Below are 14,245 nucleotides of genomic sequence, written 5' to 3'. Positions count from 1 at the left end.
GAACGATCTGTATAGCTCCCAATATACCTCCGCGAGGGGTCGGAAACTGTCCGTAAGCTTCAAACTTAAAAGTTTTCATTTAGTATAGCTACCTATCAACCTCGCGAGGGGCCGGAAACTCAAAGTCTCCAGTGTATTAGCAAGTCACTTTTTGTATAGCTACCTATCTACCTCGAGAGGGGCCGGAAACGGTTGGTTGAAAAATTCATTATTGAAACGGTCAATCAGGTATAAGAACCTATCTACCTCGCGAGGGGCCGGAAACTTAGCTACCCAAAGGTAAAATTCGCCTTTAGAACGTATAGATACCTATCAACCTCGAGAGAGGCCGGAAACTTATCATTGATTTATCTGTTGCTCTAGGTCGATTTGTATATCTCCCTATCTACCTCGCAAGGGGCCGGAAACAATTCTACGTCGATACCTTCGTTCAGGTATTTTTCAAAGTATAGGTACCTATCTACCTCGCGAGGAGCCGGATACTGATTGTATGTGCAATACTGATGTGTCTAGATTGTATATCCCCCTATCTACCTCGCGAGGGGCCGGAAACCACAGGAGAGTTCATATACTTATAACCCTTCGACAAAGTTGTATAGATACCTATCTACCTCGAGAGGGGACGGAAACTAAGGTAATTCAGTTGTTGTATATGATTCATACGACGTATAGATACCTATCTACCTCGAGAGGGGCCGGAAACTAAGAGCCGTCAGGGTATTCATACCACCATCCAGTATCATGTATAGCTACCTATCTACCTCGCGAGGGGCCGGAAACTTGACTTCTCCAAAGGCTAAATCATATCCAACCGTATAGCCCCCTATCTACCTCGCGAGAGGCCGGAAACGTGTTGGTGCTTGGTTCCCACGTCATCCAGTAAGCAGTATATCCACCTATCTACCTCGAGAGGGGCCGAAAATTGATAAAGAGTATCATGTTTAGCAGGAACAGTTACAGGTATAGATCCTATCTACCTCGAGAGGGGCCGGAAACCGTCGTTTCGGTTTAGAAGTGTAATTTTGTATTTTTTCTGTATAGATACCTATCTACCTCGAGAGGGGCCGGGAACTATTTAGTTGTAATCAAACCATCTGGCTCTATTGTGAATTCTGTATAGCTACCTACCTACCTCGCGAGGGGCCGGAAACAGTTGATAGACGAGTTATTTTTAAGACTTCTTGCGGTATAGCTACCTATCTACCTCGAGAGGGGCCGGAAACTGTAGACGTACTACTGTACTGTTAGACTGACTGAGAAGTATAGATATCTATCCACCTCAAGAGGGGCCGGAAACTTTCCTGTTTCGTCAAATACAAGTTTGGCCATTATACCAATGTATAGACCCCTATCTACCTCGGGAGAGGCCGGAAACCAGATTGCTACGAATCGTTTCATTCTGTGACCTCTTCGAAAGTATAGCCCCCTATCTACCTCAAGAGGGGCCGGAAACTTGGGGTTTGAACCCATGTAATAATGGCCATAGTATAGCTACCTATCTACCTCGAGAGGGGCCGGAAACTTGTATCTTGTTTATTCATACAATAACCACGCTTTCTGGTATATCTACCTATCTACCTCGAGAGGGGCCGGAAACAGAAATCCACTGTCATATCCATTAGACCAAGGGAAATTGTATAGCTCCCTATCCACCTCGAAAGGGGCCGGAAACAGCCCGTCTGGTTCGGTTGTAAAGGTTGGATTTTCTGTATAGATACCTATCTACCTCGAGAGGGGCCGGAAACCAAAATCCCCATTGGGTTGTTAGTTTCAAAGCGTTTAGAAGTATAGATCCCTATCTACCTCGCGAGGGGACAGTTTCATAAGGGCAAAGGATTCCAAAAGTAAAAGAAAAAAGCGCTCATGACAAAGCAAAAGCGCAATTGTATCAATAAAGGAGGCATATGAAACGCATCGAACTATCATTTAAGCGGATTGACCAATCACCGAGCGACCTATCGACAAAATTCCAAGGTTTTCTTATGGAAAACTTGGAACCAGACTATGTGACTTGGCTACATGAGCAGGAGACCAACCCCTATTCACTAAAAATCATCCATCAAAAGGACAAGACCCTATGGTCCCTTCATCTTCTGACGGATGAGGCTGTCAAGCAGATTTTGCCTGTTCTATTGGAGCTCAAGAAATTAGAGCTTCATGACTTACCGACTCTCATGGTAGAGTCTTTGTCAATGAAAGATCTCAGTTCGGAACAACTCTTTGAGTTTTTTAATGAAAACCAAGATCGGTCACTCTACACCATTCATTTTCAAACTCCAACAGGATTTCGCTCCCAGGGAGAGTACGTGCTCTTTCCGACCATGCGTCTCATCTTTCAGAGTTTGATGATGAAGTATGCACGTCTGGTCGAGAATCGTCAGGACATTGAAGAGGAAACCCTGGACTACTTGGTCAAGCATAGTAGGATTACCAGCTATCGATTGGAATCCAGCTATTTTAAAGTCCATGGCAAAAAAATCCCTGGTTTCAGGGGGAGATTGACCTTTAAGATTACAGGTCCAAATACCTTGAAAGCATACGCCAATATGCTTCTAAAATTTGGGGAATACTCAGGCCTAGGTATGAAAACTAGCTTAGGGATGGGAGGTTTAGAACTTGAAGAAAGAAAAGATTGATTTAGTTTATGGGTCGCTTTTGCACGCCATCGGTAAGGTGATTCAAGGTTCCAGGTATGATGAGAAAGATCTGGGTACCGTTGGGTCCGAATGGTTTAGACGCTTTTCGGATAATGAAAAGATAGCTCAGCAGATAGCCAAGGCGACTTCTAGTGATTTGCCGACGGACTTAGCTCCTGATAGTTTGGTCTATATCACCTCAGCTGCCGCAAAGATTGCTTCAGGCCTAAAAGGGACAGCAGACACTCATCAAGGAAAAGAAGATTTCCTAAGCAAACAATCGGATATCTTCAATGTTTTTTCAGATACCCCTAGTCTGCGTTATCTTGATGCACGACCATTAGAGCTTGGCGGGGAGCCAAACTATGCCAAGGAATTGAGTGAGCCGTCTGACCAGTCAGACTATGACTTGATAGCAGCGACCTTAGAAAAAGAGTTTGAGATATTTGACTTTAGCCAATCTGAGATAGATGCCCTTTTGAATCTCCTTGAGTCTACTCTTTCCTATGTACCTGTTTCGACAAAGACCAAGGAATTATCGGATATTTCCCTAGCAACCTACAGTCGTCTGACAGCTGGTTTTGCCCTAGCTATAGAAGACTATTTAGCAGACAAGAATTGCCGTGACTATGAGAAGGTACTGGGGCAAGATTTAGAAGCTTTTTATAGCGAGAAGGCCTTTTTATTAGCAAGTTTTGACTTGTCAGGGATTCAGGACTTTATCTACAATATCGCAACAGCTGGTGCAGCCAAGCAACTAAAAGCACGTTCCTTGTATCTAGATTTCATGGGGGAACATATCGCTGACAGCTTACTGGAGAAGTTAGAGCTGACAAGGGCTAATCTTCTCTACGTTGGTGGAGGGCACGCCTACTTTATCCTTCCAAATACCGAAAAAACTAGAGAAACTTTGGCTAGCTTTGAAGCAGAATTCAATCAGTTTCTGGTCAAGCATTTCCAGACAGGCTTATACGTAGCATTTGGTTGGAGTCCATTTTCTGCCAATGATATGACAACGACACTGGCCGACTATCGTAAAGTCTACCAAACAACCAGTCGGATGATTTCTCAAAAGAAAATTTCTCGCTATGACGCCAAAACTCTCCTTGAACTTAACCAAGGTGGAAGAAGTTCTCAGAGAGAATGTGCTATTTGCCACTCAGTCGAAAAGCTTACCAATTATAAAGATCAAGAAGTCTGCCATATCTGCGCAGGAATGTATCGCTTTGCCAAGGAAATACAAGAAAACTACTATATTGTGACAAAAGAAAAAGGCCTGCCGATAGGTCCGGGAGCCTATATTAGTGGTATTTCAAAGGCCAACCTTGCCAATGAAGAGTGGGACCGTGTTTATGTAAAGAATAGCTATAGTACAGATATCCTAAAAGCAACCCATGTCTTTGTCGGAGATTACAAATATGCTGAGATTGACCAGTATGCCAAATTATCTCAGGATAGGGAAACTGGACAAGGGATTAAGCGATTAGCAGTTGTTCGACTAGATGTGGATGATCTAGGAGCAGCCTTTATGGCTGGGTTCTCCTATCAAGATGGTGGCAAATATAATACTCTGGCACGCTCGGCAACCTTCTCTAGAAGTATGAGTCTCTTCTTTAAGGTCTATATCAACCAGTTTGCGAAAGAGAAAAAACTATCGATCATTTATGCCGGTGGAGATGATGTATTTGCTATCGGTTCTTGGCAGGATATTATTGAGTTTACTATTTGTCTCCGACAATACTTTATCAAGTGGACAAATGGTAAATTAACCCTATCAGCAGGGATCGGTCTCTTTCCAGATAAAACTCCAGTTAGCCTGATGGCTGAGGAAACTGGTAAGTTAGAAGGGGCAGCAAAGGATAACGATAAGGATAGTATTTCCCTTTTTGAAAAAGCCTATACCTTGGAGTTCGACCAATTTATTGACAATGTCTATAATGGGAAACTGAAGAGCATTCGTTACTACTTTAATATTCAAGATGAGCGCGGAAAGAGTTTTGTATACAGACTGATTGAGCTCCTTCGTAACTACGATCGTATGAATATTGCTCGATTAGCCTATTATTTGACGCGCTTAGAGGATCAAACTTCTAAGGATAAAAAAGAAGAGTTTAAAGAGTTTAAAGATTTATTCTTTTCTTGGTATACAGGTAGCAAAAATGAACGTAAGGAAGCAGAGATAGCTTTACTTCTATATATTTATGAGATTAGAAAGGATTCATAGATGGCAATTTTAACAGATGATAATTACGTAGATAAGGCAGAGAATGTTATTAAATCACTGAATCGAAACACTAGAGATTCTAGGAACCCTGAAGCATTCCTTTTAACAACCAGCAAAATTAGAAACCTACTAAGCTTGACGAGTACCCTCTTTGATGAAAGTAAGGTTAGAGAGTATAAGGATTTAGCTGACAAAATTGCTTATTTGAGAGTGCAGTTTGTTTATCAATCGGGCCGAGAAACTGCGGTTAAAGACTTGGTTAAAAAGGCTGAAATTCTAGACATTCTAAAAGAAATAAACAATAAGGAAAGTCTCCAACGTTTTTGTCGCTATATGGAAGCACTAGTAGCTTATTTCAAATTTTATGGAGGAAAAGATTAATGGCATTTGCAAAAATTCAAGTAAAAGGACAAATTCGTCTAGAAACAGGACTTCATATTGGTACAAGCAATGCTTTTGCGGCAATTGGGGCTACTGATTCGCCTGTAATCAAGGATCCTATTACTAACTTACCAATCATTCCGGGTTCAAGTATAAAAGGGAAGATGCGTAGTCTTCTTTCAAAAGTTCATAATGAACGACTAGCTAAGAAACCAGGAGAAGATGGAGAAATTCTAAGTCGACTCTTTGGGAACAGTTCTGATAATCGCTATAAAATGGGGCGACTCATTTTTAGAGATGCCTTCTTAATCAATAAGGACAAGTTAGATTCATTAGGGGTCAAGAGTTATACTGAAGTTAAGTTTGAAAATACTATTGACCGTATCACTGCTGAAGCGAATCCAAGACAAATTGAACGTGCTATCCGAGACAGTGTCTTTGGATTTGAGTTAATCTATGAGGTGACAGATAAGAGTCAAGCTCAAGTGGAAGAAGATTTCAAAGTAATACTTGATGGATTAAAACTCTTGGAACTTGATTATTTAGGTGGATCTGGCTCTCGTGGATATGGTAAAGTTGTTTTTGAGGATCTTAAAGCAAATACAGTTTTCGGAAACTATGATGTTAGTAGATTGAATGAACTTTTAACTACGGAGGTCTAGTATGACCTATAAGATGTATATTATGAACTTCCATACTGCTCACTTTGGAGCAGGTACTCTGGATAGTTCTAAAATGACTTTTGCAGCTAATCGCTTATTTTCTGCCTTAGCTATTGAAGCGAAAAAAATGGGGAAAATGGGGGAATTTGTATCATTAGCAGGTCAAGATGAATTTGTTTTGACAGATGCATTTCCCTATCGGTCAGGTCCATTTTTACCTAAGCCGATAGGATTCCCAAAGCTTGATCAGCCGGACTTAACAACGGATGTTAGAGAAGTAAGACGTCAAGCGAAAATGGCAAAGAAACTTCAGTTTATCCCTTTGGATAAATTTGATTCTTATGTAAATGGAACTCTTTTTGAAGACGCAGAACATGCAGTAACAAACATCATCACTAAAAACCAACCTCATGTAGATGGAAACCTTTTCCAAGTGTCTACCGTTAGATTTACAGACAACTCTTCTCTTTACGTGATTGCGACCGAATCAAACCTCTTGAATGAACTCATAACAAGCTTGCAGTATACAGGAATTGGTGGGAAACGCTCCAGCGGTTATGGACGGTTTGATTTAACCATTACAGACATACCTGATGCTCTTAAAAATCGTCTTACTAAGGTCCATCAAGGACCTGTCATGACCTTGACGACTTCTCTACCAGTCGAAAAGGAACTTGAATATGCTATGGAAACTGGTTCCTATTTACTAAGTAAATCAAGTGGTTTTGCTTTTAGTACAGAAACTAATGAAAATTACCGAAAGCAGGATTTATATAAGTTTGCTTCTGGATCTACTTTCTCTGAAACATTTACAGGACAGATTGTGGATGTAAGGCCTCTAGATTTCCCACATGAAGTATTAAACTATGCTAAACCACTATTTTTCAAGATGGAGGGAGAAAGATGAGAACAGAATATAGAACCTTTCAATTTAGCCTCCTAGCCATGGCTCCTATCCATATTGGGAATGGTGAGAAATATACTTCTCGAGAATTTATCTATGAAAATGGCTACTTTTATTTCCCAGATATGGGTAAGTTTTATAATCGAATGGTGGAGAAAGGTTATGACCAGAAGTTTGAACGGTTTTTACAAGAGACAAAGCCAAACGCCAGAAATAATCGCTTGATTTCCTTCTTGGATGATAACCGGATATCTAATCGTGATTTCGGTGGTTACCGGATTGTTGAGACTGGTTTGGAAATTGAAAAAAATAATCGCGATTCCAAATTAGGCACGATAAATGAAGTGACAAAATTTATTAGAGACCCTTTTGGAAGTCCATATATTCCAGGTAGTTCCTTAAAGGGAGCTATTCGGACCATTTTAATGAATACCAATCCTGACTGGAACAATAAGAATGCAGTCGATTTTCGTGGTAGAAGTCCTAAAGAAAACAAAAAGATGGTTCCTTGGGGTGCCAAAAAGGGTCAAGAATTTAATGACTTGTTCAATGCCATTCGTGTTAGTGATAGTAAGCCATTTAACAATGAGCAGATTATTCTAGTTCAAAAATGGGATTATTCAGCCAAGTCTTTAACTGCCAAGCCTCTTCCTTTATACAGAGAAGCAATCGTACCCTTAACTAGAATCAATTTCATCATTACTACAACCACTAAGGAAGCTGGAATCCTAATTGAGGAATTAGGACAGAGAGCACAAGCTTTTTACAAAGAATATAAAGAATTTTTCTTATCAGATTTTCCTGAAAATAAAATTCAGCCAAATCTTCAATATCCTATCTATTTGGGGGCGGGAAGTGGAGCCTGGACAAAAACCTTGTTTCAACAAGCGGATGGAATCTTACAAAAACGATATAGTCGAATGAAGACAAAGATGGTTGGTAAGGGAGTGTTAAAATTAACAAAAGCACCAAGGAAAAGTGTTAAAACAACACAAGCAACTCGAAAACTGATAATGAATGATGAGTCTTTCTATGAGATGGGCAAAGCAAACTTTATGATTAAGGAGTTTACTAAATGACAATTTTAATTTCAGCAGTAGGTAACACAGATCCTATCAGTAAGAACAGAGATTCAGCCTTAATGCACATAACTCGAAAATATAAACCAGAAAGAATCATCTTACTCTATAGTGAGGAAATGTTAGTTAAAAAAACTCTTATTGAGAGAGCCCTTTTTTCATTTAAAGACTATAAACCTGATGTGAAAACTCATGAGCAAATCTTAAGGAATGATGAGGTTTATTTGTATGATAAAATGTATGAAGTCATAGGAAAAATTATAAAAGAGTATTCTAAATTAGGGGAGGAATTAATTCTAAATCTATCTTCTGGTACTCCTCAGATAAAATCAGCTCTATTCGCTATAAACCGAATTGATGACTATAATACGAAGGCAATTCAAGTTACCACTCCTAGTAATTCATCTAACAATCCCCAAAAAATACTCTCCAAGGAAGAGGAAGATAATCTGTTTAAAAATAATGAAGATAATCAGGATAATTATGAAAACAGATGTATCATGGATATAGCGGAGAAGTTCAATCATTCTTTAGTTAAACGTCATTTAAGAAGTTTGATAGAGTCATATGATTATTTAGCTGTTGAAAAGATTGTTATCCGGAGAGATTCGAAGGGGCTGCTTTCAAATAAGCAGTTAGCTCGTTTAAGAATCATTCTAACCGACTTAGTAAATGTTTTTAAAAAACAAGAAGTTCTTTCAGAAATTCAGAAATATCCACTTTCAGAGGTTGAGAAAAAAGCCCTTAATTATTTTTTGATGATTGAGATTTTAAACAAACGAGGTCAAGTAGCAGATGTTTTGATTAAGTCAAAATCATTAGTCGAATTTATATTAGAAGATAGAATAAAAAGGAACCATCCGAATCTAATAACATATAAAAATAAGTTACCTAAACTAAACAAAGAACATCAAGATTTTGAAAAAGTTATCGGTTATTTAGATAGTGATTATAAAAAAGCACAGAATGAAAATGAGGGCAAAAAAGAAGACTTTTCTCCTACAACAACTCTAAATCTAATTATATACACTAAAATTTTAGAGTATTACAAATATAGTCCTGAATTAATTAAGTCACTTAGAGTTATCATTTCTTTAAACAATGAGAGAAATAAGGTGGCACATGGTTTGTCAGAGATTGATAGTAAACTAGTCAATTCTAAGAAATTGCAACAGACAATAGATACCTTGCGCTTTATTTTACAAGATACATTCGAGATTGATGATAGCTATTTCTTTTGTTATCAAGCACTTAATAATGAAATGCTTGACTTACTTCGTCAATAATGCATACCTTTATTGATAAGTCTACCTTTCTGGTGAAACATTTCATGAGATTATGAGTCCTTGTTTTTCCAGTTGACGCAAACTTAAAAAAACGATATAATAAGAAAGTTGAGAATTGATTTTCTGTCATCTTAGTCCAGAGAAATGGCGGTGCTGCGAGCCATCTAAGGTAGGAATTCATGCTACTCAATCATACAATTGCATAAGATTTTGAGAATGACAAGTTCATTGAATGAAGGTGGTACCGCGGTTTTTCGCCCTTCGTGATGTGAGCTTGTCTTTTGATTTTTGGAGGTGTTTATGAAGACATTTCTCGTGAAACAAAAGTTTCGTCTTGGGGGCGAACGCTTTGATATCAAGGATGACAGAGGAGTAGTGAACTATCAAGTGGAGGGATCTTTTTTTCAAATTCCTAAGACCTTTACCATCTATGACGCCTATGGTGAACAAGTTAGTGAAATCAGTAAAGAATTTTTCACCTTGCTTCCTCGCTTTACTATTCAGCTACGAAACGGTTTCAATTTCGTTATTCGTAAGAAGTTGACCTTCTGGAGAGATAAGTATGAGTTTGATAATCTAGGGCTTCGTATCGAGGGCAATATCTGGGATTTGAATTTCAAATTGCTAGATGATCGTGATCAGCTTGTTGCCGAGATTCGGAAAGAGATTTTCCATTTGACCTCAACTTACACCGTAACCGTCTATGAAGACTCTTATGCAGACCTAGTCATTTCCCTCTGTGTCGCGATTGACTATGTGGAGATGCTGGAAAGCCAATCAAATTAAACAAGTAATAAGGAGATATTATGAAACAACTATCTAGTGCTCAAGTTCGCCAAATGTGGCTTGATTTCTGGGCAAGCAAAGGACACTCTGTAGAACCATCAGTCAGCTTGGTTCCTGTAAATGACCCAACTCTTTTGTGGATTAACTCTGGGGTAGCAACCCTTAAGAAATACTTTGACGGGACTATTATTCCTGAAAATCCACGTATTACCAATGCGCAAAAAGCTATCCGTACCAACGACATCGAAAATGTCGGAAAAACAGCTCGCCACCATACTATGTTTGAAATGTTGGGGAACTTCTCTATCGGAGATTACTTCCGTGACGAAGCTATCACTTGGGCTTATGAGCTTTTGATAAGCCCTGAATGGTTTGATTTTCCTGCTGAAAAACTCTACATGACCTACTATCCAGATGATAAAGATTCTTATAACCGCTGGATTGAAGTAGGAGTGGACCCAAGCCACTTGATCCCAATCGAAGACAACTTCTGGGAAATCGGTGCTGGACCTTCTGGACCTGATACAGAGATTTTCTTCGACCGTGGTGAAGCCTTTGACCCAGAAAATATCGGTATTCGCCTGCTTGCAGAGGATATCGAAAACGACCGTTACATTGAAATCTGGAACATCGTTTTGTCACAATTTAACGCAGACCCTGCTGTTCCTCGTAGCGAATACAAGGAATTGCCACACAAGAACATTGATACGGGCGCTGGTTTGGAGCGTTTGGTGGCAGTTATCCAAGGGGCTAAGACTAACTTTGAAACTGACCTCTTCATGCCGATCATTCGTGAAGTTGAGAAGTTATCTGGTAAGGTTTATGACCAAGATGGCGACAACATGAGCTTTAAGGTTATCGCTGACCACATTCGTTCCCTTTCATTTGCCATTGGTGATGGTGCCCTTCCAGGAAATGAAGGTCGTGGTTATGTCCTTCGCCGTCTCCTCCGTCGCGCGTCTATGCACGGTCAAAAATTGGGCATCAACGAGCCTTTCCTTTACAAACTGGTTCCAACTGTTGGAAAAATCATGGAAAGCTACTACCCAGAAGTGCTTGAAAAACGTGACTTTATCGAGAAAATCGTCAAGAGCGAAGAAGAGTCATTTGCCCGTACCCTTCATTCAGGTCAACACTTTGCAGAAACCATTGTAGCTGATTTGAAAGCGAAAGGTCAAAACGTTATCGCGGGGCAAGATGTCTTCAAACTCTACGACACTTACGGATTCCCAGTGGAGTTGACAGAAGAAATCGCTGAAGAAGCAGGTATGACTGTCGACCGTGAAGGATTTGAAGCAGCCATGAAAGAGCAGCAAGAACGTGCGCGTGCGTCTGCTGTTAAGGGTGGCTCAATGGGAATGCAAAATGAAACCCTCCAAAACATTACAGTGGAAAGTGTCTTCAACTACAATGCTAGTCAATTGCCTTCTAAGTTGGTGGCTATCGTAGCGGACAATGCAGAAGTAGAAGCTGTTTCTGAAGGAACTGCCTCTCTTATCTTTGCGGAAACACCATTCTACGCTGAAATGGGTGGACAGGTTGCAGACCACGGACAAATCTTGGACGCTGATGGAAATGTCGTAGCTACTGTGACAGATGTTCAAAAAGCACCAAACGGACAAGCTCTTCACACTGTTGACGTCCTTGCACCGCTTGCTTTGAACCAAGAATACACATTGGCAATTGATTCAAATCGTCGTCATCGTGTCATGAAAAACCACACAGCCACTCACTTGCTCCATGCGGCCCTTCACAATATCCTTGGCCACCATGCGACACAAGCAGGATCTCTGAACGAAGTAGAATTCCTTCGCTTTGACTTCACGCATTTCCAAGCCGTAACTCCTGAAGAATTGCGTGCGATTGAACAGCAAGTCAACGAAAAAATCTGGGAAGCAATTGCAGTAGAAACTGTTGAGACGGATATTGATACCGCTAAAGAAATGGGTGCTATGGCCCTCTTTGGTGAGAAATACGGTAAAGAAGTCCGTGTTGTTACAATTGGTGACTACTCTGTCGAACTTTGTGGTGGTACCCATGTTGGCAACACTTCTGAGATTGGTCTCTTCAAGATTGTCAAAGAAGAAGGAATCGGTTCAGGTACCCGTCGCATCTTGGCAGTGACTGGTAAGGAAGCCTTTGAAGCCTACCGTGAACAAGAAGACGCTCTTAAAGCTGTCGCCGCAACCTTGAAAGCACCTCAACTTAAAGAAGTACCTCATAAGGTTGAAGGGCTTCAAGAGCAACTCCGTCAACTTCAAAAAGAAAATGCTGAGTTGAAAGAAAAAGCTGCAGCCGCAGCTGCTGGCGATGTCTTCAAGAATGTTCAAGAAGCAAACGGACACCGTTACATTGCAAGTCAAGTTTCTGTATCAGATGCAGGTGCTCTTCGTACCTTTGCGGATAACTGGAAACAAAAAGACTACTCTGACCTGCTTGTCCTAGTTGCAGCTATCGGCGACAAAGTTAATGTCCTCGTAGCTAGCAAGACTAAAGACCTTCATGCAGGAAACCTTGTTAAAGAATTGGCTCCAATCGTTGATGGACGTGGTGGTGGTAAACCAGACATGGCCATGGCAGGAGGAAGCAACCAAGAGAAAATCCAAGAACTCTTGGATGCAGTAGCAGGTAAATTGTAAGACATTAAAGATCTATCTATTAGGATAGGTCTTTTTGTGATTGCAAAAAAGCCAAATCCGCTTGGATTTGACTTGTAACTGATAGGTTTATTTTATTGCCCAGACACTGACTGAACCTGCTGCTACTGGAAATTCTCCATAACCTTCAGCATTGATTGTAACTTGTACTGGGTGATTTTCAAGGAGGTCAACAAAGGTTTGGTCAGCCCATTCTTGCCCGACAAACATAGACTTGCTGTTTTCTTGGTCATTGGAGATAAGGACAGCAATTGGGGATTGATTTTCAGCACCTGAACGAACCCATCCGATACAGTTGGCATCGTCAAAGTAGTCTGTTTGCTCTCCATAGGCCATGTCTTTTCGGATGGCTAGGAGACGGTCAAGAACTTCTTTGAAATCTTGTTGAGCATATTGCCCTGAAATGCCGTAATAATCTCCGTAAAAGACACATGGAAGTCCATCTTGGCGTAATAGAATAAGGGCATAGGCTGCTGGTTTGAACCATTCTTCAACAGTTGATTCAAGGGCTTGACCTCTTTGGGTATCGTGGTTGTCAACGAAGGTTACAGCCTTATCAGGCTTGAGTTCAACCAAGCTATCAGTAAAGATAGTACGAAGGTCATAGTTTGCTCCAGAATGACTAGCTTCAAAGAGGTTTTGGTGGAGACGAACATCGACAAGGTCAAAACGTTCCTCTGTTTTCTCGAGATAGTCTAGATTGGCTTCCTTGTCTGGATTCCAAAATTCACCAAAAACATAGAAATCTTCGCCGTATTTTTCCTTCATATCACGAATGAAATTGCCCATAAAGAAGGAGTCGATGTGCTTAACGGCATCCAAGCGGAAACCAGCTACACCAGTCGTTTCCATGAACCAGTCAGCCCAGTCATAGATGTTTTGGATGACTTCAGGATGCTTAAAGTCTAGGTCAGCATACATGAGGTAGTCGTAGTTACCGTTTTCGTTATCGACCAATTCCTCATTTGCCCAGCCCTTGTTGTCCCCCTGGATCAGGTAGATGCCAGACTTACGACGCTTGGCATCGTAGTCTGTACCTGTGAAGTGGTACCAGTGCCAGTGGAAGTCATTGTAGGTATTTTGGCGACCATCGAAAGTAAAGTGAGTCCAGCCATTGATAGTGTAGGGCTCGCTTAGTTGAACGGTACGATCCTCAGGGTCCACTTCAATAACCTGAAAGGCTTCCATATGATCAGCAGCGGCCTTGTGATTGAGCACCACATCAGCCATAGGCTGGATTCCATGCTCCTTGAGAGTCTGAATCGTTTGAAGATAGTCTTCTTTAAACCCATACTTGGTGCGGACAGTCCCTTTTTGGTTAAATTCACCTAGGTCAAAAAGATCATAAACGCCATAGCCAACATCTTTTTCATTGGTTGCCTTGAAGGCAGGTGGCATCCAGACATGACTGATACCAAGATTTGCTAGGTGTTCTGCGTCATCTGCCAATCTCGTCCAGTGTTGGCCGTCGTGGGGCAGATACCACTCAAAGTATTGCATAAGTGTCTGATTTTGCATTGTTTTTCCTCTTGCTTATCAATGTTGTGTTTTATTCTACCATAAAGTTTAGAACTAGGCAAACGTTTGCGCAAGATTCTATACTCATTTCTGAAATTGTCTATTTTTATCG

The 14,245-nt window shown here is 40.7% G+C and carries 11 protein-coding genes; 9 read left to right on the top strand and 2 right to left on the bottom strand.

Annotated features, from left to right (window positions below):
• Nucleotides 1–159: 159 nt before the first annotated feature.
• Nucleotides 160–303 (bottom strand): hypothetical protein, encoded by a 144-nt coding sequence (locus D8805_RS10415; RefSeq protein ID WP_457920972.1) that lies wholly within the window; start codon nucleotides 301–303, stop codon nucleotides 160–162.
• Nucleotides 304–1,904: 1,601 nt separating this feature from the next.
• Here D8805_RS10415 and cas6 point away from each other — a divergent pair.
• The 9 genes from cas6 to alaS all read left to right on the top strand — a co-directional run bounded on the left by cas6 (nucleotide 1,905) and on the right by alaS (nucleotide 12,597).
• Nucleotides 1,905–2,636, top strand: a complete 732-nt coding sequence (gene cas6, locus D8805_RS02205) for a CRISPR-associated endoribonuclease Cas6 (protein ID WP_125415274.1) — start codon at nucleotides 1,905–1,907, stop codon at nucleotides 2,634–2,636.
• Entirely contained in the window at nucleotides 2,617–4,860 is a 2,244-nt protein-coding gene (cas10, locus tag D8805_RS02200) for a type III-A CRISPR-associated protein Cas10/Csm1 (protein ID WP_125415273.1), read from the top strand. Before cas6 ends, cas10 begins: the two co-directional genes overlap by 20 nt.
• On the top strand, nucleotides 4,861–5,241 hold the full coding sequence (csm2, locus tag D8805_RS02195; protein ID WP_006148241.1) for a type III-A CRISPR-associated protein Csm2: 381 nt from the start codon (nucleotides 4,861–4,863) through the stop codon (nucleotides 5,239–5,241). It begins immediately after the preceding gene.
• Nucleotides 5,241–5,903, top strand: a complete 663-nt coding sequence (gene csm3, locus D8805_RS02190; protein WP_125415272.1) for a type III-A CRISPR-associated RAMP protein Csm3 — start codon at nucleotides 5,241–5,243, stop codon at nucleotides 5,901–5,903. Before csm2 ends, csm3 begins: the two co-directional genes overlap by 1 nt.
• A 1-nt stretch (nucleotide 5,904) precedes the next feature.
• A complete protein-coding gene (gene csm4, locus D8805_RS02185) occupies nucleotides 5,905–6,810 on the top strand; it encodes a type III-A CRISPR-associated RAMP protein Csm4 (RefSeq protein WP_125415271.1) in 906 nt (301 codons plus the stop codon).
• A complete protein-coding gene (gene csm5, locus D8805_RS02180) occupies nucleotides 6,807–7,886 on the top strand; it encodes a type III-A CRISPR-associated RAMP protein Csm5 (RefSeq protein ID WP_125415270.1) in 1,080 nt (359 codons plus the stop codon). The genes csm4 and csm5 overlap by 4 nt, the downstream gene beginning before the upstream one ends.
• Nucleotides 7,883–9,172: a type III-A CRISPR-associated CARF protein Csm6 gene (csm6, locus tag D8805_RS02175; RefSeq protein WP_185774556.1), complete on the top strand. Its 1,290-nt coding sequence runs from the start codon at nucleotides 7,883–7,885 to the stop codon at nucleotides 9,170–9,172. The genes csm5 and csm6 overlap by 4 nt, the downstream gene beginning before the upstream one ends.
• A gap of 300 nt (nucleotides 9,173–9,472) precedes the next feature.
• A complete protein-coding gene (locus D8805_RS02170) occupies nucleotides 9,473–9,958 on the top strand; it encodes an LURP-one-related/scramblase family protein (protein WP_125415269.1) in 486 nt (161 codons plus the stop codon).
• A gap of 20 nt (nucleotides 9,959–9,978) precedes the next feature.
• Nucleotides 9,979–12,597 (top strand): alanine--tRNA ligase, encoded by a 2,619-nt coding sequence (alaS, locus tag D8805_RS02165; RefSeq protein ID WP_125415268.1) that lies wholly within the window; start codon nucleotides 9,979–9,981, stop codon nucleotides 12,595–12,597.
• Between the two features lie 87 nt (nucleotides 12,598–12,684).
• On the opposite strand, the gene D8805_RS02160 is transcribed toward alaS, so the two are convergent.
• Nucleotides 12,685–14,133 (bottom strand): alpha-amylase, encoded by a 1,449-nt coding sequence (locus D8805_RS02160; RefSeq protein WP_125415267.1) that lies wholly within the window; start codon nucleotides 14,131–14,133, stop codon nucleotides 12,685–12,687.
• Between the last annotated feature and the right edge of the window lie 112 nt (nucleotides 14,134–14,245).

Source organism: Streptococcus oralis subsp. dentisani (assembly GCF_003944205.1).
GTDB classification, from domain to species: domain Bacteria; phylum Bacillota; class Bacilli; order Lactobacillales; family Streptococcaceae; genus Streptococcus; species Streptococcus oralis_BH.
The sequence above is the reverse complement of the archived record's forward strand: the minus strand, read 5'-3'. Positions and strand labels throughout refer to the sequence as shown.

Bases quoted from the DNA above. Each gene is read 5' to 3' on its own strand.
- csm2 (WP_006148241.1), top strand. From the start codon at position 4,861: ATGGCAATTTTAACAGATGATAATTACGTAGATAAGGCAGAGAATGTT.
- alaS (WP_125415268.1), top strand. From the start codon at position 9,979: ATGAAACAACTATCTAGTGCTCAAGTTCGCCAAATGTGGCTTGATTTC.
- D8805_RS02160 (WP_125415267.1), bottom strand. From the start codon at position 14,133: ATGCAAAATCAGACACTTATGCAATACTTTGAGTGGTATCTGCCCCAC.
- csm5 (WP_125415270.1), top strand. From the start codon at position 6,807: ATGAGAACAGAATATAGAACCTTTCAATTTAGCCTCCTAGCCATGGCT.
- csm4 (WP_125415271.1), top strand. From the start codon at position 5,905: ATGACCTATAAGATGTATATTATGAACTTCCATACTGCTCACTTTGGA.
- cas6 (WP_125415274.1), top strand. From the start codon at position 1,905: ATGAAACGCATCGAACTATCATTTAAGCGGATTGACCAATCACCGAGC.
- csm6 (WP_185774556.1), top strand. From the start codon at position 7,883: ATGACAATTTTAATTTCAGCAGTAGGTAACACAGATCCTATCAGTAAG.
- csm3 (WP_125415272.1), top strand. From the start codon at position 5,241: ATGGCATTTGCAAAAATTCAAGTAAAAGGACAAATTCGTCTAGAAACA.
- D8805_RS02170 (WP_125415269.1), top strand. From the start codon at position 9,473: ATGAAGACATTTCTCGTGAAACAAAAGTTTCGTCTTGGGGGCGAACGC.